Below are 24,468 nucleotides of genomic sequence, written 5' to 3' on the forward strand. Positions count from 1 at the left end.
AAATAAGTGACGAGTCACCAAAAGCAGAGCGTCGCGAGACGAACTCATCAGGCAGCGCCTGGCTGGCATTTTTACTGTGTTAAAGCTTGTTTCATGTAGAATACTTCACATCACAACTTTTGCCTTGTATAAATACCAGCCAGGCAGCTACAAAAGCAACCGCAAAAGCCGACATGCCCTGGTATAGGAAGCTATGAATCCAATCCCACACATCCCTAATGATAAACTACTCGACTTACTGCTGGATGTTGTCTGCGTCGTGGATAAAGAGGGGCGCTTTTTATCGGTTAGCGCAGCCAGTGAGCGGGTATTTGGATACCGTCCAGAAGAAATGATTGGCCGCACTGCTTTTGAATTTATCCATCCGGATGATCAAAACACCACCCGCTCAGTTGTTGAACGTATTAATTCAGGCCTGGCAGATGCTGATCATGAAAATCGTTACATCCATAAAAATGGGCAGGTTGTTCATATTATGTGGGCGACGCAATGGCTGGAGACCGAGCAGGTGCGGATCGGTGTAGCAAGGGATATTACCGCACGAAAACGTGCCGAATCCATGCAAGCAGCGATGTATGCAATATCCGCAGCGGCGCACTTGACGAGTGACCTGCAAGTGCTGTTTCAGCAGGTGCATGAACTGATCAAGCCGTTTTTGCCAGCAGAGAACTTCTTTGTGGCGCTTTACGATGCACAGCAGGAACAACTCAGCTTTCCTTATTTTGTGAATCGCGACGATGCGCCCTCCTCAGCCAGATCACTTCAAACAGACACGCTCATTGCTGAAGTAATGCATACCGGAGAAGTCTTGCTGCTAACCCAGGATACTGCCAGGCAAAGGCTAAGTAAGATTGGCGCAGCTGAACAGCATCCTCTGAACTGGCTGGGTGTGCCTCTTATCACAGGCTCGGACACCATTGGTATTCTGGTGGTGCAGAATGACACCTGTGCCGCTACCTATACAGAACAAGACAAAGAGTTGCTGTTATTTGTAGCAAACCAGTTAGTCGCTGCGATGGAGCATCAACGGACAAATTCCCGGCTGGAGTATCTGGCACAATACGATCAACTTACTGAGCTGCCAAACCGGGCACTGTTTTTGGATCGCTTACAAAATACCTTGAAACGAGCACAGAGAAACACCAGCCGGTTAGCGGTCCTTTATCTCGACCTGGATAAATTTAAGCAAATCAACGATACCTTTGGCCATACTACGGGCGACTATTTGCTGCAAGACGTTGCTCAGCGGCTCCAGCAATGTGTGCGGGATTGCGATACCGTCGGCCGCTTGGGTGGTGACGAATTCGCCATTCTGCTGGATGACATCCACGAGCCGGACGATGCCGTTGTGGTGGCGGAGAAAATTATCGCACACCTGAGCAATCCCTTCGTCTTGAAAGAAGTCACCGTGATCACGACCCCCAGCCTTGGCATCGCAATCTACCCTGAACATGGTCAGGATTACCTGCAATTGATTAAGCACGCAGACGAAGCAATGTACACTGCCAAACGCAATGGCGGTCAGTGTTATAACCTTATCCCCGCTAAAGATACTCCTCCTGCCTAGCTTGTATGTCATCACAAAGCACGCTATGTTGGTAAGCTGGGTACCATCAAAAGCACAAAACAACAGCAGCAGCCGACAAGCAAACCAGCATTCCTTGCCGAATCTCAACCATACACTGATTCAAAAAAGTCCTGTAAACACCCATCGTTGAAACAGACGAACCGATGAGATAAAAAGGCATCATGAGAATTCATTATCAGACACTCGCCGCCTGGATTGGGGTGTATTTTTTGCTCACCTTGCTGCCGATGGCCTTGGCACTAGCCTTTGAACGGCCGCCGGTACGTGCTTTTGCCATTGAACTGGGCGTCTTGCTTGGTTTACTGGGCCTGGGTGTCCTGGCGATGCAATTGGTGATTTCGGGTCGCCACCCCTGGTTTGCCCGAGGTATAGGGCAAGACAACTTATTGCAGTTTCACCGCCAAATGGGGATTTTTGCCTGGCTACTGGTGCTGGCTCATCCGGCGACCCTGCTGAGCGCCGAGCCTGCATTTCTGGACTATTTACACCCAGGGGATGAACCACTGCGCGCCTTTTTTCTCAGCGCCACTCTAATCGCCACGACCTTGCTGATTGTTACGTCACTATGGCGTGTCGGTATGAAGCTGCAATACGAATGGTGGCGTGCTCTGCACGGCTTGCTCGCATTTTTTGTAGTCAGCACCGGTATTGGTCACGCCTTGATGGTAAGCAACTATACCGCTGGCTGGCCGGTCAGGATTGCGCTGACAGTTGCCGTTGGCGCCGCACTACTGCTATTGATTGATGCACGCCTGCTACGCCCCTGGAGGCTTAAAACTAAACCCTGGCTTGTAACCAAAGCAGACGCTATAGATGGCGATGCCACTCGCTTAGTGCTGCAGGCTGATAATCACCAGGGGATCCAATTTAAACCCGGCCAGTATGTCTGGATCACTCTGGGTGATTCGCCCTTCTCGTTGCAACAGCATCCGTTCTCAATTCATTCTAATGCTGACTCCCCCACTCGCCTTGAGTTTACCGTCAAACACGCTGGCGACTTTACCAACTCTATCAGTGCTATCAAAGCAGGCAGCCGTGCCTGGGTTGAAGGACCCTACGGTGTATTCACACTGGATCTGAGCAACGATCGTGACACCATCATGGTGGTTGGTGGCGTGGGCATCACCCCCATTATGAGTATGCTACGAAGCTGCGCTACTGCTCACAGCCGTAAAAAGCTTTTGCTGTTGTACGCCAATGAAAACCGAGCCTCGGTGCTGTTTTGGGATGAGCTGATAAAGCTTTCAGAGCACTTGGATCTGAAGGTTGTACACGTCCTAAAAGAACCACCAGAAGACTGGGACGAAGAACAAGGGTTCATTGACGATAAGCTGCTGACCAAATACATCAAGAACGCCCGTAGTCAAACCGATTATTATGTCTGCGGCCCACCGCCGCTGATGAATGGCGTGGAATCGGCACTACGTAAGCGTGATGTGCCCTTGCAGCATATTTTCTCTGAGCGATTTAACCTGGTTTAACCGGCCCACAGGAGGCACCATGTTGCATCGGATAGCAAAACGAGCTGGCACTATCATGGCGATTGCCTTGCTAACCACCACACTACTAATAGCCTGGCTACTTTTTATGTAATACCAGGCCATTTGGGTTGGTATCGCAACCCGGCAATAATCGCCAATTCCCCCGCGTTAGTCCCATTTTGGCTGGTAGCTGCTTAACCAGCGGCCAATTTTATGGCATGGTTGATCGGATAATTAAAAATAAAACAGACAATCAACTCAGGAACCTCGTATGACGACCTCCAAAACTCTGCTGGCGCTGGCCGTCAGTGCGCTGCTCGGTAGCGCTTCACTGCTGGCTGAAGAAGCAAACAAGACAGCAAACGACACAAACGAAACCAAAGGCTGGCAAGTCAATCAGCCGCAGGGCGAGTTTAAAACCGTGACCATTTCCACCAGCCAGGGTACCTGGATGAATGTGGATGTCAGCCCGGATGGCAACACCCTGGTGTTTGATTTGCTGGGCGATATTTACACCATGCCGATCAGTGGCGGTACGGCCACAGCCCTGACCAATGACATCGCCTGGAATATGCAGCCGCGTTTTAGCCCGGATGGCAAGCAAATTGCTTTTACCAGCGATCAGGGGGGTGGCGATAACCTCTGGATCATGGATCTGGATGGCAGCAATGCCCATCAGGTGACCAACGAAAGTTTCCGCTTACTGAATAGCCCGGCCTGGAGCCCGGATGGCGAGTTTCTGGTAGGCCGTAAGCACTTTACCGGCACCCGCTCCTTAGGCGCTGGCGAAATCTGGCTGTACCACAAAACCGGTGGCACTGGCGTGATGCTGACCGCCCGGCCAAACCAGCAAAAAGACCTCGGTGAGCCCGCCTTCTCGCCCGATGGCAAGTACGTCTATTTTTCGCAGGACGACACCCCGGGTCAAACCTTTCATTACAGCAAGGACTCTGAATCCGGCATCTACAGCATTAAGCGTTTTGAACTTGCGACCGGCGACATCGACACCATCATCAGCGGTCGTGGTGGTGCCATTCGCCCGACACCATCGCACGATGGCCGTTATCTGGCGTATATCAGCCGGCGCGATTTTCAAAGCACACTGTTTTTGTACGATACCAGAACTGGCGAGCAGATTGAGCTGTACGGTGGTTTAGAGCGTGACATGCAGGAAACCTGGGCCATTCATGGTGTTTACCCCACGCTTAGCTGGACCCCGGATAACCGCCATATCGTGTTTTGGGCTGGCGGCAAGCTGCATAAAATCGATGTACGCAGCCGTGACATTGCCCACATCCCTTTCCAGGTTGATACACAAAAGCAAATCCAGACCGCGCTGCGGGTACAGCAGGATCTGGACAAAACCGACGTCGATGTGAAGATGCTGCGTTTTGTGCAGGTGTCACCGGATGGCAAACGGGCGGTGTTCTCGGCACTCGGCCATCTGTATCTGACCGACATCGACAACCCACGGCCACGCCGGCTGACCCGGCAAAACGACGAGTTTGAATTCTACCCACAGTTTAGCCGTGATGGCCGCCAACTGGTGTACACCAGCTGGAACGACCAGCAGCAAGGCAGGGTCAAGCTGTTGAACCTGCGCAACAACCGGGTAACGGAGCTGGTGTCCGAGCCGGGCAAGTACGTCGAGCCGACCTTTAGCCCGGATGGCAGAACCGTGGTGTATCGCAAGGCCGGCGCTGGCAGCATTCTGCCACGGCAGTGGTCGCTGCATACCGGCCTGTATCAGGTACCGGTAGCAGGCGGTGAGCCTCAGCTTCTCAGCCGTCAGGGCAGCATGCCGATGTTTGGCGAGCGCAGCGATCGGGTCTATGCCATGGCCAACCGCGGTGGCCCTGCTTTGCTCAGCATCGATTTAACCACCCAGGAAGAGCGGGTACTGTACACCGCAGCACACGGTACCGAGTTCCAGGTATCACCCAATGGCAAACTGCTGGCCTTTACCGATCGTTTTAAAGTCTTCGTCACGCCTTTTGTGGAGCGTGGCAGCGTGATCAACATCAGCGGCAGCGATCGCCAGTTCCCGGTGCGCCAACTGTCGGTGCGGGCCGGCGAGCACATCAGTTGGACCGCCGACAGCCAGCACCTGTACTGGAACTTAGGCCCTGAGCTGTACCATGCTTCGGTGGCTGGCTTGTTCGATCAGCAACAACCAACCGACTTTGCCGCTGAAAACGGCACTTCGCTTGGCTTTAGTGTGCCAGCCGATATCCCACAAGGCAGCATCGCCTTTGTCGGCGGCCAGGTCATTACCATGAATGGCGATGAAGTGCTGCAAGATGCGGTGGTGCTGGTGACCAACAACAAAATTGCCGCTGTCGGCAGCCGCGATGCGGTCAACATTCCGCGCGGTGCCAAAGTGTTTGATATCAGCGGCAAAACCCTGATGCCAGGCCTGTTCGATGCCCATGCCCATGGCGCGCAGGGAGCGAATCAGATCATCCCACAGCAAAACTGGCTGAACTACGCAGGTCTCACCTTTGGCGTCACCAGCATTCACGATCCATCCAACAACACCCGGGAAATTTTTACCGCCAGTGAAATGCAGCAGGCCGGCCACATCGCCGGACCCCGTATTTTCTCGACCGGTGCCATTATTTATGGCGCAGAAATCCCGGGCTTTACCTCGCACATCGACAGTCTGGACGATGCCAAATTTCATCTTGAGCGGTTGCAAAAAGTGGGCGCCTTCACGGTAAAAAGCTACAACCAGCCGCGGCGTGATCAGCGCCAGCAGGTGATCCAAGCGGCCCGCCAGATGGGCATGATGGTGGTGCCAGAGGGGGGCTCTTTGCTGCAGCATAACCTGACTATGCTGGTGGATGGCCACACCACGCTGGAACATGCCCTGCCCTCGGCCCGGGTGTACGAGGATGTGCTGCAACTGTGGGAGGCCAGCAGCATGGCCTACACGCCTACGCTGAACGTCGCTTATGGCGGCATCTGGGGGGAAAACTACTGGTACGATACCACCGAAGTGTGGCAGCACCCACGGTTAAGCCGTTACGTGCCGATGGACCGACTGGCGCCACGCAGCATGCGGCGGGAAAAAGCACCCGAGCATCACTACAACCACTTTGCCGTGGTAGAAACGGCCAAGCAAATGGCCGATCGTGGCATCCTGGCCAATATCGGTGCCCATGGCCAGCGCGAAGGCTTAGGTGCCCACTGGGAAATTTGGATGTTCGCCCAGGGCGGCATGACGCCTCTGGAAGCCCTGCGAACCGCTACCATCAATCCGGCCATTACCTTTGGCATGGATCATCAGTTGGGCAGTATTGAAGTGGGTAAGCTGGCGGATTTGATTGTCATCGACGGCAACCCGCTGGAAAACATCCGCGTCAGTGACCGGGTGCAGTACACCATGGTCAACGGCCGCTTGTTCGATGCCGAGAGCATGAACGAAATTGGCCTGCGCGAGCGCACCCGTCAGCCGTTTGAGTTTGAACCCAGGCGCTAGAGCTAACTTTTTCCTGTTAATTCAAAGGCCAGCTCACACTGGCCTTTTTCGTTGTTCAGACACTACGCAAATTGCCAACTTACTCCTACACTTTTAAGGCAAAAATCGATTCGACAAACCTATCAGGCCGTGGTAAAAAAGCCCAGCTTTTTAACCTGGACCTGATTTATGTTAATGAAAAAAACAATCCTGGCGCTAAGCCTGGTGTTGCTGTCAGGCTGCGGTGGCGGCTCCGGCAACTCAGAATCGCCGCCGCTCCCACCACTTACCCTGGAAAACTTAAGCCATACCACTAGTCAGCATTGGCTGCCTGTCACCGGTAGTTTTGCCAATGCTCTGGCGACAACCAGCAGTGCTCAGTTACTTCGTATCGAGCAAAACGGGCAGATCATTCAGCCGGTACAAGGTCGCTATGCACTCAATGGAGCCTTGCTCGAAGTCGATGGTCTGAACTATCGGTTAACACCGCTTAGCAACCAGGCGATCAGCTTTCGTTATACGCTGCAGCAGGCAGGCCGTCAGGGCAGTGCCACATTGCAGTTAGCAGCCCCCTTGTCGGATCCTCTGGCTACTGAACAATGGCATCTGGTCAATACCGGACAAACAAGCTACGCTCTGAGCGATAGCTTTCGCGATGCGCTTATCGACATGCTGATCAATGACCCGGACGAGCCGATGCCACCTAGCCAGGCGTCCAGCCTGGTCAATCAACTGTTCAGTGACTACCGCAACCAACTTAGGCCGGGTTTTGATGTCGATCTATTGCCACTTTTTGCAGCCGGGATCTTTGGTCAGGGTTCGATCAGTGTGGTCGTCGATAGCGGCTTGCAACTGACGCATGAAGATTTGGCCGCCAATATCCTGGCCGGTCGCTCGTTCAACCTGGTTGATGGCAGCACGGATCCATCCCCCAAGCTGGATCCGTCCTGGCCAAATGCAGGCGATCATGGCACCAGTGTTGCTGGAATTATTGCCGCTGAAGGCTGGAATGGGATCGGCGGACGGGGCATCGCCCCAAACAGCCTGTTAATGGCCATTAACTTACTGGCCGATGAGTACGCTGCTGGTCTAGATGATGAATGGTTGGTGCATGGCTTAGATGACAGTGTGATCAGTGCGGATGACAACATCAGTGCTTTTAACCGTAGCTATGGTATTACTCTGCCGGTGATGCAAGGCTATTCGTTGCTTGAAGAAGAATTGCATCGCTTTAGTGTCGAAGATTTACGTTCTGGCAAAGGAGCACTGAACGTCAAGTCTGCTGGCAATGAATTTGAATTTTATGGTTACGAAGGCGACTTTTGCGAGCAAAACGGTGCCAATGAGCTAGGTCTTAGCTGCTACAATGCCAATATGGAATCTTCCCAGCAAACCCCTTACTACACCATAGTGGCAGCAATGAACCCCAATGGCCATAAAAGCAGCTACTCCAGCGCCGGTGCCAATTTGGTGCTGACCGCGCCAGCTGGTGAAGATGGCGATTTGCTGCCCGCTATTGTCACCGTGGACCTGATGAGCTGCCAGCATGGCTACAGCAGTGAAGCGGCAGCCGCAGGCTTTGACGATGCCATCGGGGAAGGTGCTTTTGCCGGCTTCTATCCGTTTGACAGTGGTAGCCACCCCGATAACCTGGCTTGCAACTACACAGCCAGGTTTAATGGCACCTCTTCCGCTGCCCCTATGGTCAGTGGCGTTGCCGCCTTGTTGCTGGAAGCTGAGCCGACCTTAACCGCCCGCGAATTGCAACATTTACTGATTAGCACCGCCAAGCGGGTACACCCAGAGGATCCGCTGATCCGGCTAAACCTGCCGGATGGCAGCTTTGAGGCCCACAGTGGCTGGGTTGAAAATGCTGCCGGTATTGCTTTTAACAATCATTACGGCTTTGGCCTGGTACAAGCCGGCGCTGCTTTTCAGCGGTTGCAGCAAGGCAACTGGCAATTACCAGCAAAGCAGTACAGCGCCTGGCATGGTATAGCCCTGTATGGCGATGGTAGCCCCGCAAACCTGGCAATCCCGGATCACAGTGCAGCTGGCGTTAGCATGGCACTCACCATGCCGGAGCAACTGGTGGTAGAAACGGTGCAGCTTAAGTTAACCGTCCGTAACCAGGAACTGCTGGAGTTTGGCCGTATCACTGAGCAAGGCAGCACCCAAACCAGTGCCGGCAATGATCTGGCCGTGGTCCTTACCTCCCCTGCCGGTACCCGCAGCGTATTGCTGGCCTCGCGTCAGGCTTTATTATTACCGGCTCTGGATGAGGACTGGGCTGCTCAGGATGGCTATATTCTGAAAGATTCGGTATTTCGCAGTAATGCATTCTACGGTGAAACAAGCACCGGCAACTGGACCCTTCAGGTGTACGATCTTGCGGCCGATAGTTTTGCTGTACAAGATACCGAATTTGACTTTGACTGGATTGAAAATAACGCTGAGCTATCCAGGCTTGATGGTGCCGCTCTGCGCATTATTGGCCATAGCAAGGAGTAATGACCGATGACTTTCGCAAAACAACTTTGTGTAACCGTATGCTGCATTGCATTCTCAGCAACCAGTCTGGCTGAAACCACCTTTGGTGCTTACCGTCTCGTGCAACCGGAGCAATCGCCCCAGCTGAGCTGGCAGCAAAGCCGCCAAAGCAAAGCGCAATTTGCCACTGCCAGCTCTGCTACAGATACAGCCTCATTGCAAGGAAGGGTGCAAGCGAACAGCATGGTCGTCAATCGGTACAGCGGCCAGCCCGGACGTGTCAGTGGCCAGCTTTTGCTGTTGCTGGAAGACGGTGCTGATAGTGCCAGTGTGCTGGCAGATTTCCCGCTGACTATACTGCAGCAACAACGGCAGCTGGTGTTACTGCAAGCCGACAGCCATACCGATCTGCTGGCACTGCGTGAGCAATTGCTGCAGCAAAGCGGAGTAAAAAACGTGCGGCTGGATGTGCGCGAACAGCGCTATAAAACCAGATAAAATCTCTATTTCAAGGCCAGCATTTGCTGGCCTTTTTATCGCCTGAAGCTATGGTGTCTATTTTTTCTTTATCAGCCAAAGTAGCTAATCTGTCGCTGTCAGTTTGTGATCGCGACTCTTTGGCGTCTCTCCCTCACCAATCGCAAAGGATAAAACGCAGCTGGCACTGGTGTTCCTGGTTGAAATTCCGCTCAAGGATGAGCTTTTTTCGTTTCATCGCCATAACCGATGGCTATCATTTTTTACATCATCTCCCACTATTTTATAGTCATGGCTGGCAAACCAGCAGTTTGCCGCTCGCTGAAAGCGACGGACCCTTTCGCAGTGCACTCCAGGACAACAATAAATCATACCGGAGATAACCAATGCGTTTAAACACTCTACTCTTGCTTGCTATGCTGGGGTTCTCGTCTGCAGCCTTTGCAGCTTGCCCAGACAATACTGAGTTCGACCAGCAGCTCAGCTTTTGTGCTGATACCGACAACCTGTACGGCCCTTTTACCAAAGTCATGGTTGATAAATGCATCGCTTATGGTGGTGGCAGTGCCTGCACCACCCCAGAAGCTTATTCAGTTGAAGGCCACACCATCCATGTTCTGCGCTGGGCAAAGCCCTTTGCTACCGCCATTCGTAGCAGTAACGACTGCCCGGACGGTTCGGTTCGCTCCCCAACCTATGGAGGACACTGCTTTGAAAGCCTGAGCAATGCACCAAACAATGTGTACGGTAACTTTACCGCTGAGGAAGTAGCAAAGTGCGAGTATTTAGGTGGTGGTACGGCCTGCTACACCACTCGTTGGTCGGCCAGTTTTTACAACTGGGTGCAAAGTACCAGTTTGCCTGGCAACCCGGCCCCATTAACCAATCAGTTTGGCGCCTGGCTGTGGTACATCGATGAAGCCGGCTTAAATAAAAGCCATCAACAACTGGCGAACGAGCTGGCGGCACTTGGCGTAAAACGGGTGTTCATTAAAATTGCCGACAATACCGCCAGCTGCTCCTTATTTCCGGATGCCTGCTCCACACAAACCACCCAGATCTACAAAGATCAGGGCATCGAACCCTGGGCCTGGGCGTACAACTACCCGGGCAATTATGCCGCTCAGGCCAATGCACTTTATCTGGCAGCCCAATACGGCTATGTTGGCTTTATTACCGATGTCGAGGTGGAGTTCAATCATAAAACCACCGAATTGCACCAATTGTTCCAGGCCTTTCACACTGCTCGCAACCAGGCGATTGCTGATGGCCATGCCAATGCTAACTTTCCACTGACAGCCACCACCTGGGGCAACCCATCCGATCATGGCATGCGGGTCGATATTATCGATCAGTACGTCGATGCCCATATGCCTCAAACTTATCTGGAAGTTTGGGGCGGCTCTTACATGGCCAATGCCAAATACTGGATTGAGCAAGGCAACTGTGAGTATCGGGCCATGGGAGCAACCAAGCCAATCTGGCATATTGTGTCTACCGAGTATGGCGATATAACCCCTTCGCAACTGAATACCTTTATGAACGTGGCTGGCCCGAATGCATCTATCTGGCGGGTACCGGGTGGCTCGATTCCGCACAGTGTCTGGCAAGACTGGCAACAAGTGAACTGGCACCGGGAGCAATTTGACAGCAATGTGGACTGCTCTGCGAGCAACAACGACATGACGTCGTATCTGGAAGGCAATGCCCCACCGCCGGCACCACCACAACCAGCACAAGTGCCTTACTGGGATCAAAAACTAAACCAGTCCCAGCCATACAGTGCCTGCAGTGTTACCTCGCTGGCGATGATCACCGACTATTTTGGTCTCACTGATCCTGCCGTACTCGGTCAACGCACACCAGACTACCTATACAATCGTTTTGGTTTGCTGCAGACCGTGCCGGCACTGGCCTGGGGTTTTAACACCATCGCCCAGGAACAAGGCAGCCCCATCCGTGATATTGGCAAAACCAATGGCACCCTGACCGAGTTACGCCAATTAGCCAGCGCCGGCATCCCAACCATAGTGCATGGTTGGTTTACCTCCCCGGGCCATATTCTGGTGGTGACCGGCTTTGATGGCAGCCATTACACGGTCAATGATCCCTTTGGCGTCTGGAACCTGCAAAAATGGGGCAATTACGATACCAGCCGCTCAGGCAAAGGCGTTCGTTACCCGAAAGCGGCTTTTGAGTATGCCATTAATGACAATGGCACCGGCGATGATCTCTGGTTGCATACCTTTCAATAACTGCTGAACACGACAAAGCCGGGTTGCCCCGGCTTTGTCGTGTTCGATATCACAATCAATCGTTTTGGTTCAGTCATTTAGCGTTGCAACAACCGATTCGACGCCATCAAACAGGCCACACTCACAACGATGGCAATAGCCCCCAGCCACAACACCTCATGAATACTGGTCAGGCGAATGGTCAGCGCGGCCGCCGGCGGCCCCAGCACCAGGCCAATTTTAAAGGCGGTGACACAAAACACGATCAAACGGCCGCTTTTATCCACATCATTAAAAATCGCCATCATAATGGGCACGATAAAGCTCCAGAATACCTGGTAAACAATGGTTGCTACCGCATAGATGGCCCAGGCATGGCTGTCACTCATCCAGTACAAAGCCGCCAGACAAGGCAGCTGCACAGCGGCTGTGATCACTAAAGACGCATTCCGGCCAATGTGGGCGACAAACCAGCTGGACAACATGGACCCAATGGCACTGATACCAAAACCAACCCCCAGAATAGCGCCTACTTCCGCCACACTGAACCCGGCATGGACACCAATCCGCTCCAGATAGGCCCAAACGGTGCCTTGGGCAAAGTAATAGGCAATGGTGCCGGCGAACACCAGAGCAGCCGCCAGCCACCGACCTTGCAAATCGATCCGAAAAGCGGTTTGCGGTTTTTGATTCAGCGGAAAACTAACAAAACTGAGCATCAGCGCCAGCAGTAAAAACAAATTAAAGCACTGATAGATACCGGCATAGCCAAAAGGCGCAATCACATAAGGCAGCAAGGCAAACCCCAGGGTGCCAAAAATCACCTGGATGGTCACCATCACCGCGAAGGCTTTATCCACCCGGCTTTGGTCGCCAAGGGCTGCCAGCGCGATGGCGTAGGATACACCACAGGCAAGGCCGGCACTAAAACGCAATAGCAGCACCAACTCGTAGCTGCTGACCCAACTGGTGAGCAGGTTGCAGCCGATAAAGACCACCAGACTTAGCTGCACAAAGCGCAGCCATTGAATACGACGCACCCAAAACAAAGCCGACGCACTGGAAATCAAAATACCGGCCACCTCCGCCGAGGCCAAAAAACCTACCTGAGCGGTGCTGAACAAACCACTGTCGGTAAAAGCACCGACCAAAAGCGGCATCAAGATGGTCACCGAGGCCCCCATCATCGCGATCAGCATCACACCAACATACTGGGGGAAGTTAAAATCGGTGGCAGCGGCTGGCCGCCAGGTCATAGACAACATCTTCACACTCCTGCAAGCACTCTGGCAAAAAAAAGTGAGGCCTAAGCCTCACTTCGCGGTATTGGCTAGCTGTTAAAAATAACTGTAAGAGAAGCTAAGGCCAATGGTTCTGGGCGTCAGGGCGATGGTTCTGCGCCCTAGAATACCAGAGTTCTGATTGGACACAATGGCATCGCTGTTGGTCAGGTTGGTTGCCCAAAGCCGCACATCCCAGTTGTCTTTACCCAGGCCCAGATTGGCGCTAAAGGTGGTAAAAGACGGATACTCAAAGGTCGCCGCATCCGGATTATCCTGACGGTCGTTTTGCACCTTGCCAACATAGCGGCCATTGACACTGCCCCAGAGTGACATGCCATTGTCCAGATCCGCAGTGTAGCGCAGGCCAAAGTTATGCCGCCACTTCGGGTTGCCGCCTAAAGAACCTCCTTTCATCCAGGTGCGGCATTCGTTGTTGGCGACGCTTTCTTCGTACACGCACTTGGTAACGGTTTCATCCCAGGTGCCTTTGGTGGTCGCGGTGGAATAGGTCAGCATCAGATTATCGGTCAGATAATAGCGCATGCTAAGCTCGGCACCCCGGGTTTTCGCATCCGGTCCATTGGTGGTGCCATTGACCGGGAAAAAGTCTTCAATGGTTTGCGAGAAGTAGGTCTGCACATTGTTCCATTGAATTTGATAGACGTTGGCTTGCACAAAGAAACCATCGGCGATAAAGCCTTTCACTCCGAGCTCGAAGTTGTCGGTGGAGTCCGGCTCATAGAACTGCGCATCCTCTGCTACCGGTCGGCCATTGTCTTCGCGGAAGGAGTTGGTACCGCCGCGACGATAGCCTTGTGAGTAGGTAAAGTAACCCAGGATCTCATCGCTAAAGAAGTAAGCGGTATTGAATTTGAAGAAACTCTCACCGCTGCCACTGCCTTTAAAGTCGCGATCCGAATCAGTCGGGCCCAAGTAATCACGGATAAAGCCAGAGCCAATATCGGTGTAATTAAACACCCGGGCACCGACCGTCACATTCCACTTTTCCGTGATGTCGTACCCCACTTCACCAAAAAAAGCCGTTTCTTTGTACTTACTGCCTAAATCCTCACGGTAGCCCTCGCCGACATTGCCGCCGGCTGTCGCGCGGTCGAAACCAAGCCAGGACACCTGGCTGGCAATTTCATCCAGCCGCTCAAACCATTCAGAGAACTTGTAGTTACGGCGCTGATTGGTGTGGTAAACCCCAACAATCCAGCTCCAGGGGCCTTCAATATTGGAGGTTAAACGGCTTTCATGGCTGATACCACGGTAGCTGTTGTCAAAGGTCATGTAGGCCGAGTCGTTGCCATCGGCCAGTGCCAGGCCCGGCACCCAACCATAAAAGCTGTTACCGGCACCGGCGTAATCGGCCTGGCCAACGCTGCTATCGCGATAATTGGCCGTGCTGCTGCTTAAGGTGGCAAAGCCTAAATCCCAATCCAGATCAATCGAGTCCATTTTCAGGTCACGATCGGCAAACTCGGCAAAGCGCGATACCACAGTGCGGTCATTGTACTGAAAAGGGGTATCAAAAGAGGTAAAGGTACAGTCCTCAATGCCTTCGCATGCCCGGTTTACCGGTAAGCGGCTGGCGCCACGGGTACCATTTGCCAACTGATCCTGCTGGGTGCGGCTGTACTTTAACCGCAGGTCATCGCTAACTTGCCACAGCAAAGTTAAACGGCCACCGGTGACTTCCTGCCAGTCATCGCGCTTGTACAGGGTTTGATCCGGGTTCGGATTGCCGGGGAAACCTTCACCCGGAGCAATCCAGCTTGGATTCACCTGACGATCGGTAAAGCCTTTTTCATCCAACCGCGCCAGCGATAAGCGAGCGGCGAAACGTTCGCCCATCGGAATATTGAACACCACATCGGTGTCGTTGCTGATGCCACCGCCTTTGGTTTGATAAAAATTGGTATTAAAATCAAATTGGAACTCTTCCAGCACCGGCTCATTGGTGATGTAACGAATGGTGCCGCCCAAGCTACCGGCCCCATACAGGGTGCCTTGCGGGCCAATCAGCTGCTCAACCCGGGCGACATCTTTGATGCGGTAATTGATGTTCGGTAAAGGCGTGGCATCCAGATAGTAGGCCATGGTGGTGCGGATAAACTGCTGCAGGTTGTTGGCATTGACCCCGGCGACATTCAGGCCACGCACCGAGACCGAATCAGCAAAACGGGCACTGTTATCCGGCGCATGAATTTCCACACTGTCGGCAATCAAGTCTTTTAAATTGCCAATGTTGTTTTCACGCAACTCAGCTTCGGTCATCGCTGTGATATTCATCGGAATTTCCGATGCCATCTTGGGGCGACCAGTGCCAGTTACTGTGATCCGCTCAATGGATTGTGCTTTTTTCTGCTCGTCTTCGCCTTGCTCGGCTTCGGTGGCGATAACGGCCCCGGACACCAGCATGGCTGATATCCATACGCTAAGTTCTCGTTTTTTAAATGGTAACATGCTGAATTTCCTTCCTGTTGCCCGGCTATTGTTTTAATGTACAAGCAAATAAATCCTGCTACATTGATGAATTCTTGCTCGCCGATGGTCAGGATTAACCAGTTCAACATTCACTGTACAGTTAGTTTCTATAGGTTTAAGCGATAGTTCGAGGTAGGTGGGATGCAGCTTTCATTTGAACAACTTCAGGCATTTCTTACCACGGTTGAGACTGGCAGCTTTTCTGCCGCAGCGCGAAAGCTGGGGAAAGCACAGTCGTCGATCAGTGGTCTGATCAGCAATCTGGAAATTGATGTCGGTTTTGAAGTATTTGATCGCAGCAAACGCACGCCCCCCCTAACGGCCGAAGGCCTAGCACTGCTGAACGACATCAAATCGGTGCTAAAAAGCTACAACAACCTGCTGCACCGCATTCAAAATTTAAATCAGGATGTCGAAACTGAAATTGCGCTGGCCTTTGATGATATGGCCCTGCCGGTGGAGATGATTCTGGCGGTTGCCAGCGAATTTAAAGAGCAATTCCCAAATACCGCCCTGATGCTGCTTAAAGCCAGCCACCACCAGGGCTATCAGCTGATCCAAAACGGCGAGGTGGACCTGGCCATAGCCATCAGCCAGGATGACTACCCGGAAGAGTGCGCTTTTCGGGGTATTTCCCATGTGCATTATGGCACCGTAGTCAGCAGCAACCACCCATTGGCACAGCTGGCTTCAGTAACCCCCTACGATTTATCGCAGTACCGCCATCTGCGCATTACCGATCCGGCCAGTGGTTTTCGCCGCTTCGACTCGGACTTATCCACCAATATCTGGTTTACCAACAGCTCCACCTTGCTGATCCAGGCGGTGCAACAAGGCTTTGGTTGGGCCGAATTGCCACTGAATTTAATCAAGCCGCAACTGCGAAGTGGCGAGCTGATCAAACTTCCTACCAGCCATCAAGCGGTGTCTTTTCCGCATTGCGTCGATATGATTTGGAAAAGCGAAGGCCCGGTAGGCCAAGGGCTGCAATGGCTGCTGGATAGACTGACCGAACACGGCATCGCCTTTAGTAAGCAATAACCCCCATCCGGGGGTGCGCTTAACGCGACCCCTTGCCTGTACAGGGAATGCTGTTGCCCAGCTGCCTTGGTTATAACTGGACCAAGGCCCGATGTGGGCAAACTGCTACAGGAAACCACCATGACTTTGCACAGCGCAGCCACCAGCACCGACCAGTTGGTCGAGTTGGATAAACAGCATTTCACCCACCCCTGGACGGTGTTCGATGTATTCGCCGAACAAGGCGCTTTGCCGATCGCCAGCGCCGATGGTTGTTACATCACCGACAGCAATGGCAAGCGTTACCTGGATGCTGTGGGTGGACTTTGGTGCACCAACATTGGTTTGGGTCGCACCGAAATGGCCGATGCCATTGCCGAGCAGTGCCGTACCATGGCCTTTGCCAACCCCTTTGTTGATATGACCAATATCCCGGCAACCCAACTGGCTGCCAAACTGGCCGAACTGGCACCGGGCGATCTGAATCATGTTATTTTCACCTGCGGCGGCTCGACCGCAGTGGATAGCTCCTACCGCTTAATTCAGTACTACCAGAACTGTCGTGGCAAACCTGAGAAAAAGCATATTCTATCGCGCAAAAACTCCTACCATGGCAGCACCTATTTATCGATGTCGATTGGTGGCAAAGCGGGGGATCATCCGCCGGAGTTTGACTTTATTAAGGACTTTATTCACCACCTGTCCTGCCCCAATTATTACCGGGCACCGGCTGGCTTGTCGGAAACCGACTATTTGCAGCTGCTGCTGCAGGAAATGGAAGAGCGCATCCTGCAGCTAGGGCCTGAACGCATTGCCGCTTTTTATGCCGAGCCTGTGTTCGGTGCCGGTGGCGTTATTGTGCCACCAGCGGGCTATCATCATGCGACCTGGGCCCTATGCAAAAAATACGATATTTTGTATGTCTCCGATGAGGTGGTCACCTCCTTTGGCCGGCTCGGCCATTGGTTTGCCTCCTGGGATCTGTTTGGTATTAAACCGGATATCATTACCACCGCCAAAGGCATCACCTCCGGCTATCAGCCACTGGGAGCCTGCATCTACTCCGACCGCATTCATCAGGTAATTAGCGAACCGGGCCATGGCCGCTGCTTTGCCCATGGCTTTACCTACTCCGGCCATCCGGTTGCCTGCGCCGCTGCGTTGAAAAATATTGAGATTATCGAGCGCGAACAATTGCTGCAGCGGGTGCAGCAGATAGGCCCCTATTTTCAGCAGCAGATGAAAACGCTGGAAGATTTGCCGATTGTTGGTCAGGTGCGTGGCCAGCAATTGATGGTCTGTGTCGAGAATGTGCGTGATAAAGTCAGCAAAGCCTTGTTCCCGGAGGAGCTGGATATTGGCAAGCGCATTGCCGATCATGCCGAAGACTTAGGCCTGATTGTCCGGCCCATCGTGCATTTGAATGTGATGTCGCCGCCCCTAACCATCACCAAAGCGCAGGTCGATACCATTGTTGCAACCCTGCGCCAGGCAATTGAGCGCACCATCGTCGATTTGCAGGCAGAAGGTCACTTGCCAGCCAGCCAGCAACAAAAACGAGCTTAACACGGTAGTTTCAGCTACATACTTTCATCGGTCTGGCCGATGGAAGCTCATTTGCCGTCGCAGCTGCATACGGCTTAAGCTGAAACGAACACCGCCAGTACCACAGCAAAGAGGTTTTATGCATATATTCTCAGGTCGCCCCCTTCTGCTGTTTTGCGCTGCTTCCTTTTTGATTGGCTGTCACAGCATGCAACCACAAACACAGCAACCAGCTTACCAGTCAGCCGTGCCTTTCTTCAGTCAGCTGGACAATCAACACCGGCCTCATGCCAGTTGCAGTCTGACCTCGCTGGCGATGATCACCAGCTATTTTGACATCACCGCAACCAGTGCCAGCAGCACGGTCTCCGATCAGTTGTATCAGCGCTTTGGTTTGCTGCAAACGGTGCCGGCACTGCAGCAGGGCTTTAACACCCTGGCCATCGAAGCAGGCAGCCCGATGCGGGCGCATAGCCTGGAGCAAGGAACCCTGACCCAATTACGCGCCGAGCTGGCCGCCGGGCGCCCGGTGATCGTGCATGGCTGGTTTACCCAACCGGGCCATATCGTGGTGGTGACCGGTTTTGAAGATGGGCACTACATCGTGCACGACCCTTACGGTCAGTGGAACCTGGAAAAATGGGGCCGCTACGACAGCACGGTATCGGGGAAAAACATCCGCTACCCGCAAGCGGCTTTTGAGCATGCCATCAATGACAATGGTACCGGCGATGATCTTTGGCTGCATCTGTTTCGCAGCACCAACGACTGGCCAGCCATCGGCCAGCAAATAAGCCAGACAGCCCTGCTCTGGCAAGGCCAGGATTACCGGGTGGGCCAGGCCGAGCAATGCATGAACTGGACCCGCACTGTGCTGCAAGCAGCTTGCGGCCAGCATTTTGCCGAGCTGCAAACTCAGGTGCCCTGGGACCTGCACCTGTTAGGCCCGGACGATCAACTGCATCCCACCCATGCGGATTCCTTAGCCAGCGAGGAGTTTGGCAAAAAAATCAGCCGTATTGAACAGCTCAAAGCCGGCGATCTGGTGTTTTTGCAAAACACCTATGGCAACTGGGCTGAAGGCGTGATCACCCATGTTGGCATCGCCACCGGCAACGGCCAGTACATTCACCGGGTCACCTCCAATAAAGGGGTGGTGAAAACCGAAGCCATTCCGACGAAGGATTTTCAGGCTGGCTTACGCTTAAAGCCAGAGCTGTGTGTGCTGTGATTAAATGATGCCGGCATCAATAGCAGATAAAACAGCCCGGGTCCGGTCCCGAACACCAAGTTTAGCCAGAATAGCGGACACCTGATTTTTGACGGTCCCTTCAGATTTAAACAGCGCTTCAGCAATTTCACGGTTGCTAAGGCCTGAAGCCATTAACCGCAACACTTCTATTTCTTTGTTGGTCATGGCTTCAACCATAGGGCAACGCTCATAACCCTGCGCAACGCCTTGCAAACTGAGCATGATTTTTTCTGTCACTGCGGGCTGGATCATGGTTTTGCCATTTCTTACCGCTACAATGCAATCGACCAACCGATCCAGGCTGACATCTTTCAGTAAATAGCCTTTGGCGCCGGCCTGCATCGCCTGCATCACCACACCCTGTTCATCGAAGGTGGTTAACATAATCACAGGTGGCGCAGGGTCAAACTGCTGAAACCGACGCAACGCCTCAATACCACTCATCTGCGGCATACGGATATCCATCAGGATCACATCTGGCTGGACGACAACAAACTTTTCCAGAGCTTCTTGAGCTGAGGCTGCTTCAGCCAGCACCCGAACCTGCTCGGACAATTGCAGTAAACTGGCAATGCCTTGTCGCACCAAGGTTTGATCGTCCACTACCATGACGCCTATCACGCTGTGCCCTCCGGCAAACTAATGACAATCGTAAAACCATCAGCTTGCCGTTGATAGCTGAATTGCCCCGAAAGCGCCTCGATACGCCGACGCATCCCTGTTAAGCCTTGCCCTTCCATGATCGGTGTGGCTGTTTCGCCGTTGTCCTGAATGCGCAGTCGAAGCTGCTGGTCGGCCCGGCTTAACACTACCTGCATCTGATCTGCTGTACTATGACGCAACGCGTTGCTGATCGCTTCCTGAGTTATCCGTAAGATGGCTTCTGCTTGCTGAACATTGTCTATACCTGCTTTAAGCTCATTGATCCAGGCCACCCGAAGCCTTGGCAAGCCATCCAGTAACTGCCTAATAGCTTCATCGATATCAAGGCCATGGTTATCATTCATGTCGTACACGCTTTGTCGCACATCCGCGAGCAGTAAGCGTGCCAGCTGATAGCATTGCTGCAACTGCGGTGTGAGCGGCTCGGAGCTTTGTCGCATTGCTACCTGCAAATGAATACTCAACACAGTTAAGTGATGCCCCATTACATCATGCAATTCCTGAGCAATGCGATGTCGCTCACTAAAGCGACTCGCATCGCTCAACAGTAACTGGGTGGCTTTTAATTCTCTATTCGCTTGCTCAGCAGCATGCCTGGCTGCAGTTTCTCTTTGGATAGCAGCAACCATCAAGATGGCAAATAAACAAAAACTCCAGTATAGCAGCGCACTAATCCAGGCTGCGCCGTGTTGCCAGTAGAACTGATAAATAAGCCACATAGGCAACATGGCAAGCATGCTAAGTATAAGTACAGTTTTGATTGGAATATAAAAAGCGATCTGCGCCACAAGGATGATCAGAAAAATGGCGACAAATGAAAAAGGGACCAACGCAAATAGCCCCAGCACACACAGATAACACAGGCCTATCTGCAGCATACAGCGCTTTTTCTGGGCAGGGCTATGCAGCTCATCGGGCAAGCTCATTGCGAGTGCACCAAATAGCAGAAACAGCACAGAAATGGCAATCAGGCTGCTATCAGACGTATCTCTCCTTAGCATCAGCAATAGAGTGCCACTACTAACCAACAACCAGGTCAGTAGTGCAGCCAGATGCTCTAAGGTGAGACGGGAAGCTATCATTTTCATCAGCTCATTATGTCATTTTATTTCTACACAGCCATAGGCCATTCGTCATGTTTTAAGTCATGACTTTCAGGACTCTTTTCAGTAGCAATAGCAAGCTACTCTGGTGCAGATTCGAAAGATAACGAAGGATAATCACATGCAAAGCCTGAATCATTTACTCACCTTGCACCAGTCGCTATTTTATTTACACATCATTGCAGGCTCAATGGCACTGCTGCTGTTTTGGCTACCCCTGTTGTGTAAGAAAGGAGCCCTCAATCACCGTCGTTTCGGGCAATATTACACAGGCTGTATGTATACGGTCATTGGCTCCACCTTCTTGCTCTGTATCATGGTGCTATGGGATCCGGTGTTTTATAAGGGCCAACACCTAGCCTCACAAGACATGCACGCTGCCTTTAGCCAACGGGTACGCTTATTTTTTGGTTTTCTGATGTATCTTGGTTTTCTGGTCTACTGTGGCCTTAATACCAGTCAGATGATGCTAAAACATAAACAAAATCACAAAGCACTGAAAACACCTTTGTATATAGGTACCCAATTGCTAATGGGGATAGGCGGGCTGGTACTGCTGAGTGTTGGTATCTATTTTCAGCAGGTGCTGCACATGGCTTTTGGTGTCATTGGTATGATGTCTGCCATACAGACCTTACGCTACCCATTGAAACAGCAAGTGTCGCCCAACCAATGGTTGATTGAGCATTTCAGTGCCATGATTGGTACCGGTATTGCTGCCTACACCGCCTTTTTCACCTTTGGAGCACGACGGCTGTTGGAGTTGGGTGAATGGCAGTTGGTAGTTTGGTTTTTGCCCGCTATTGTCGGTACCATAGCTATCACCTGGCTATCGAGAACCCATCAGGTAAAAATCTTTACTCTTCAATCAGATAAATAGAAAGCACGCCTTAACTGAGCCAAGCTTGATTTAGAGGCATATTCTGTCATAGTGAATTAACTCCGTTAAACGATAATGATTACTATATGCCTGAAGTGTCCTTTCGCGAAGCCCTGGCCGTTTGGTGGCGCATTGGCCTGCTGAGTTTTGGCGGCCCGGCCGGGCAAATTGCCCTGATGCACCGCATTCTGGTGGACGAAAAGCGCTGGGTCGATGAAAGCCGTTTTTTGCATGCGCTCAATTACTGCATGATGTTACCTGGGCCCGAAGCACAGCAACTGGCCACCTACATCGGCTGGCTGTTGCATGGTGTGAAGGGCGGCCTGGTAGCGGGCATTTTGTTTATTCTCCCCGGTGCTGTGCTGATTTTAGGGCTCTCCTTGCTCTATGTGCTACTGGGCGATGTCTCCCTGGTGCAGGGGCTGTTCTTTGGCTTAAAAGCAGCGGTGCTGGCCGTTGTTGTGCAAGCCCTGCTGCGTATCAGCCAAAAAGCGCTGAAAAACCGGCTGGCCTGGCTGTTGGCCATTGCCGGTTTTATTGCCCTGTTTGCTTTTAACCTACCCTTTCCGCTGGTGGTGCTGGGCGCAGGCCTGATTGGTTATCTGGTGGCCCGTTTCAGTAAAACAGACAGCACCGCCGAACCGATAGTCGCTGATGTGGTCGTCCGTCCCGGCACGAAAACCGCAGCGCTGGTCTGTACCCTGCTCTGGTTTGCCACCATGCTAACCTTGCTCATGCTGCTTGGTGGCGAGCAAGTGTTTAGCCAAATCGCATTGTTTTTCTCCAAAATGGCGGTGGTGACCTTTGGCGGTGCTTACGCCGTGCTTGGCTACGTTGCTCAGCAAGGGGTAGAACACTATGGCTGGTTGCAGCCCGGCGAGATGCTGGATGGCCTTGGCCTGGCGGAAACCACCCCCGGGCCGCTGATTCTGGTGACCCAATTTGTTGGCTTTCTGGCTGCCTTTCGCGAATACGGCATTTGGGGCGGTGTCCTCGGTGCCTTACTGACCACCTGGGTGACCTTTTTGCCTTGTTTTGTCTGGATCTTCGCCGGCGCGCCCTATGTGGAAAAACTGCGCAGCAATCTGGCGCTATCGGCAGCACTGGCTGCCATTACGGCTGCAGTGGTGGGTGTTATTGCTAATCTGGCACTCTGGTTTGCGGTGAATGTGCTTTTTGCTGAACGCATCGTGCTGCAAGGCTTTGGCCTTCAGCTGCAATTGCCCGAGCTAAGCAGCCTGAACCCGGCGATGCTGGCAATAACCCTGCTGGCCTGCCTGCTGCTGTTTGTTTTTAAACGTGGGCTTTTTGTCGTGCTTGGCAGCTGCGCCCTGCTCGGCATCGGCTGGCAACTGCTGGTTGGTTAATACTGGCCAGCAGATTATCACCTTTGCATCTTATCTAGAACAAAACGAACTAGCATTTCGTTTTGTGGTAACTACAGTGCATATTAAACTTAGCTGAACCAACGCTTATTTCGGAGTTGCTATGCGCGCGATTTTACTGACTGCTGCCCTGCTCGGCGCCCAACTGGCGCTGCCTGCCCAGGCCAAAGAACTGCTAAACAGCAGTTACGATATTGCCCGGGAGCTGTTTGCCGATATTAATCCATTGTTTGTGCAGCACTGGCAGCAACAAACTGGCGAAACCCTCACCATCAACCAATCGCATGGCGGCTCGTCGCGTCAGGCTCAGGCTATTATTCAGGGCCTGCGCGCCGATGTGGTGACCTTTAACCAAAGCACCGACATCGACATTCTGCACCAGCGTGGCAATTTGCTGCCTGAGAACTGGCGCGAGCGCTTACCGAACAATGCCTCGCCTTATTATTCCACCATGGCGTTTCTGGTGCGTAAGGGCAACCCCAAAGGCATTCAAAGCTGGGAAGATCTGACCAAAGAAGGCGTGACCCTGGTGTTTCCCAACCCGAAAACCTCCGGCAATGCCCGCTACACCTACCTGGCGGCTTATGGCGATGCCTTGCAGCGCTTTGGCGATGATCGCGACGCCGCACGGGCCTGGATGGCGGAATTTTTAGCCCGGGTCGCGGTGTTTGATACCGGCGGCCGTGGCGCTACTACCTCCTTTATTGACCGCAATTTGGGCGATGTGCTGATCACCTTTGAATCCGAAGTGAACAACATCATCAAGCAGTACCCGGATCTTGGCCTGGAGCGCGTGGTGCCACCGACCAACGTACTGGCCGAATTTCCGGTGGCCTGGATTGACCGCAATGTCGCCCGCAACGGCACCGAAACCCAAGCCAAAGCCTATCTGGAATTTTTATACAGCGAACCTGCGCAGCGCCTGCTGGCCAGCTACTATTACCGGGTGCACCACGACACCGTGAAAGCCGAAGTAGCCGAGCAGTTCCCTGTTACCGAGCTGTTTACGGTGGAAGCCGTGTTTGGCAGCTGGGAGCAGGTCAATCGTGAGCACTTTGCCAACAACGCCGAACTGGATCGTTTACTGGCTGAAGGCCGTCGTCGCCGTTAACAGAGG

Annotated in this window: 16 protein-coding genes; 12 read left to right on the forward strand and 4 right to left on the reverse strand. The window is 52.8% G+C overall.

Annotated elements, in window-relative coordinates; translation table 11 throughout:
- Window positions 1–193 precede the first annotated feature (193 nt).
- The 6 genes from BLW37_RS09780 to BLW37_RS09805 all read left to right on the forward strand — a co-directional run bounded on the left by BLW37_RS09780 (window position 194) and on the right by BLW37_RS09805 (window position 11,751).
- Window positions 194–1,567, forward strand: a complete 1,374-nt coding sequence (locus BLW37_RS09780; RefSeq protein WP_091342335.1) for a sensor domain-containing protein — start codon at window positions 194–196, stop codon at window positions 1,565–1,567.
- A 182-nt stretch (window positions 1,568–1,749) separates the two neighbouring features.
- Window positions 1,750–3,069: a ferredoxin reductase family protein gene (locus tag BLW37_RS09785; RefSeq protein WP_091342336.1), complete on the forward strand. Its 1,320-nt coding sequence runs from the start codon at window positions 1,750–1,752 to the stop codon at window positions 3,067–3,069.
- A gap of 271 nt (window positions 3,070–3,340) precedes the next feature.
- Complete coding sequence (locus tag BLW37_RS09790) at window positions 3,341–6,550, forward strand: amidohydrolase family protein (RefSeq protein ID WP_091342337.1); 3,210 nt, start codon at window positions 3,341–3,343, stop codon at window positions 6,548–6,550.
- Window positions 6,551–6,724: 174 nt separating this feature from the next.
- The gene (locus BLW37_RS09795) at window positions 6,725–9,040 is read left to right on the forward strand and encodes a S8 family serine peptidase (RefSeq protein WP_171907588.1); all 2,316 of its coding nucleotides are present in this window, start codon (window positions 6,725–6,727) and stop codon (window positions 9,038–9,040) included.
- Window positions 9,041–9,046: 6 nt separating this feature from the next.
- Window positions 9,047–9,517, forward strand: a complete 471-nt coding sequence (locus tag BLW37_RS09800) for a hypothetical protein (protein WP_091342340.1) — start codon at window positions 9,047–9,049, stop codon at window positions 9,515–9,517.
- Between the two features lie 365 nt (window positions 9,518–9,882).
- A complete protein-coding gene (locus BLW37_RS09805) occupies window positions 9,883–11,751 on the forward strand; it encodes a C39 family peptidase (RefSeq protein WP_091342341.1) in 1,869 nt (622 codons plus the stop codon).
- 77 nt (window positions 11,752–11,828) lie between these two features.
- On the opposite strand, the gene BLW37_RS09810 is transcribed toward BLW37_RS09805, so the two are convergent.
- Both BLW37_RS09810 and BLW37_RS09815 read right to left on the reverse strand, forming a co-directional pair.
- Window positions 11,829–12,995 (reverse strand): MFS transporter, encoded by a 1,167-nt coding sequence (locus BLW37_RS09810; protein ID WP_091342343.1) that lies wholly within the window; start codon window positions 12,993–12,995, stop codon window positions 11,829–11,831.
- A 72-nt stretch (window positions 12,996–13,067) separates the two neighbouring features.
- Window positions 13,068–15,482 (reverse strand): TonB-dependent receptor, encoded by a 2,415-nt coding sequence (locus BLW37_RS09815; RefSeq protein ID WP_091342344.1) that lies wholly within the window; start codon window positions 15,480–15,482, stop codon window positions 13,068–13,070.
- A 162-nt stretch (window positions 15,483–15,644) separates the two neighbouring features.
- Here BLW37_RS09815 and BLW37_RS09820 point away from each other — a divergent pair, with 162 nt between their 5' ends.
- From BLW37_RS09820 to BLW37_RS18865, 3 genes are all read left to right on the forward strand, one after another.
- Entirely contained in the window at window positions 15,645–16,544 is a 900-nt protein-coding gene (locus tag BLW37_RS09820; RefSeq protein ID WP_091342346.1) for a LysR family transcriptional regulator, read from the forward strand.
- A 120-nt stretch (window positions 16,545–16,664) separates the two neighbouring features.
- On the forward strand, window positions 16,665–18,089 hold the full coding sequence (locus tag BLW37_RS09825; RefSeq protein ID WP_091342348.1) for an aminotransferase: 1,425 nt from the start codon (window positions 16,665–16,667) through the stop codon (window positions 18,087–18,089).
- 187 nt (window positions 18,090–18,276) lie between these two features.
- A complete protein-coding gene (locus BLW37_RS18865; protein WP_245785687.1) occupies window positions 18,277–19,299 on the forward strand; it encodes a C39 family peptidase in 1,023 nt (340 codons plus the stop codon).
- Here the strand turns inward: BLW37_RS18865 and BLW37_RS09840 are convergent, their stop codons facing one another.
- Complete coding sequence (locus BLW37_RS09840) at window positions 19,300–19,941, reverse strand: response regulator transcription factor (RefSeq protein ID WP_171907589.1); 642 nt, start codon at window positions 19,939–19,941, stop codon at window positions 19,300–19,302.
- Window positions 19,938–21,065, reverse strand: a complete 1,128-nt coding sequence (locus BLW37_RS09845; RefSeq protein ID WP_171907590.1) for a sensor histidine kinase — start codon at window positions 21,063–21,065, stop codon at window positions 19,938–19,940. The genes BLW37_RS09840 and BLW37_RS09845 overlap by 4 nt, the downstream gene beginning before the upstream one ends.
- A gap of 142 nt (window positions 21,066–21,207) precedes the next feature.
- Here BLW37_RS09845 and BLW37_RS09850 point away from each other — a divergent pair, with 142 nt between their 5' ends.
- From BLW37_RS09850 to cysP, 3 genes are all read left to right on the forward strand, one after another.
- The gene (locus tag BLW37_RS09850; RefSeq protein WP_091342354.1) at window positions 21,208–21,966 is read left to right on the forward strand and encodes a hypothetical protein; all 759 of its coding nucleotides are present in this window, start codon (window positions 21,208–21,210) and stop codon (window positions 21,964–21,966) included.
- A gap of 86 nt (window positions 21,967–22,052) precedes the next feature.
- A complete protein-coding gene (chrA, locus tag BLW37_RS09855) occupies window positions 22,053–23,333 on the forward strand; it encodes a chromate efflux transporter (RefSeq protein ID WP_091342356.1) in 1,281 nt (426 codons plus the stop codon).
- 121 nt (window positions 23,334–23,454) lie between these two features.
- On the forward strand, window positions 23,455–24,462 hold the full coding sequence (cysP, locus tag BLW37_RS09860; RefSeq protein WP_091342358.1) for a thiosulfate ABC transporter substrate-binding protein CysP: 1,008 nt from the start codon (window positions 23,455–23,457) through the stop codon (window positions 24,460–24,462).
- Window positions 24,463–24,468: the final 6 nt, after the last annotated feature.

Origin of the sequence: Alkalimonas amylolytica, from assembly GCF_900107845.1 — a bacterium.
Taxonomy (GTDB): domain Bacteria; phylum Pseudomonadota; class Gammaproteobacteria; order Enterobacterales; family Alteromonadaceae; genus Alkalimonas; species Alkalimonas amylolytica.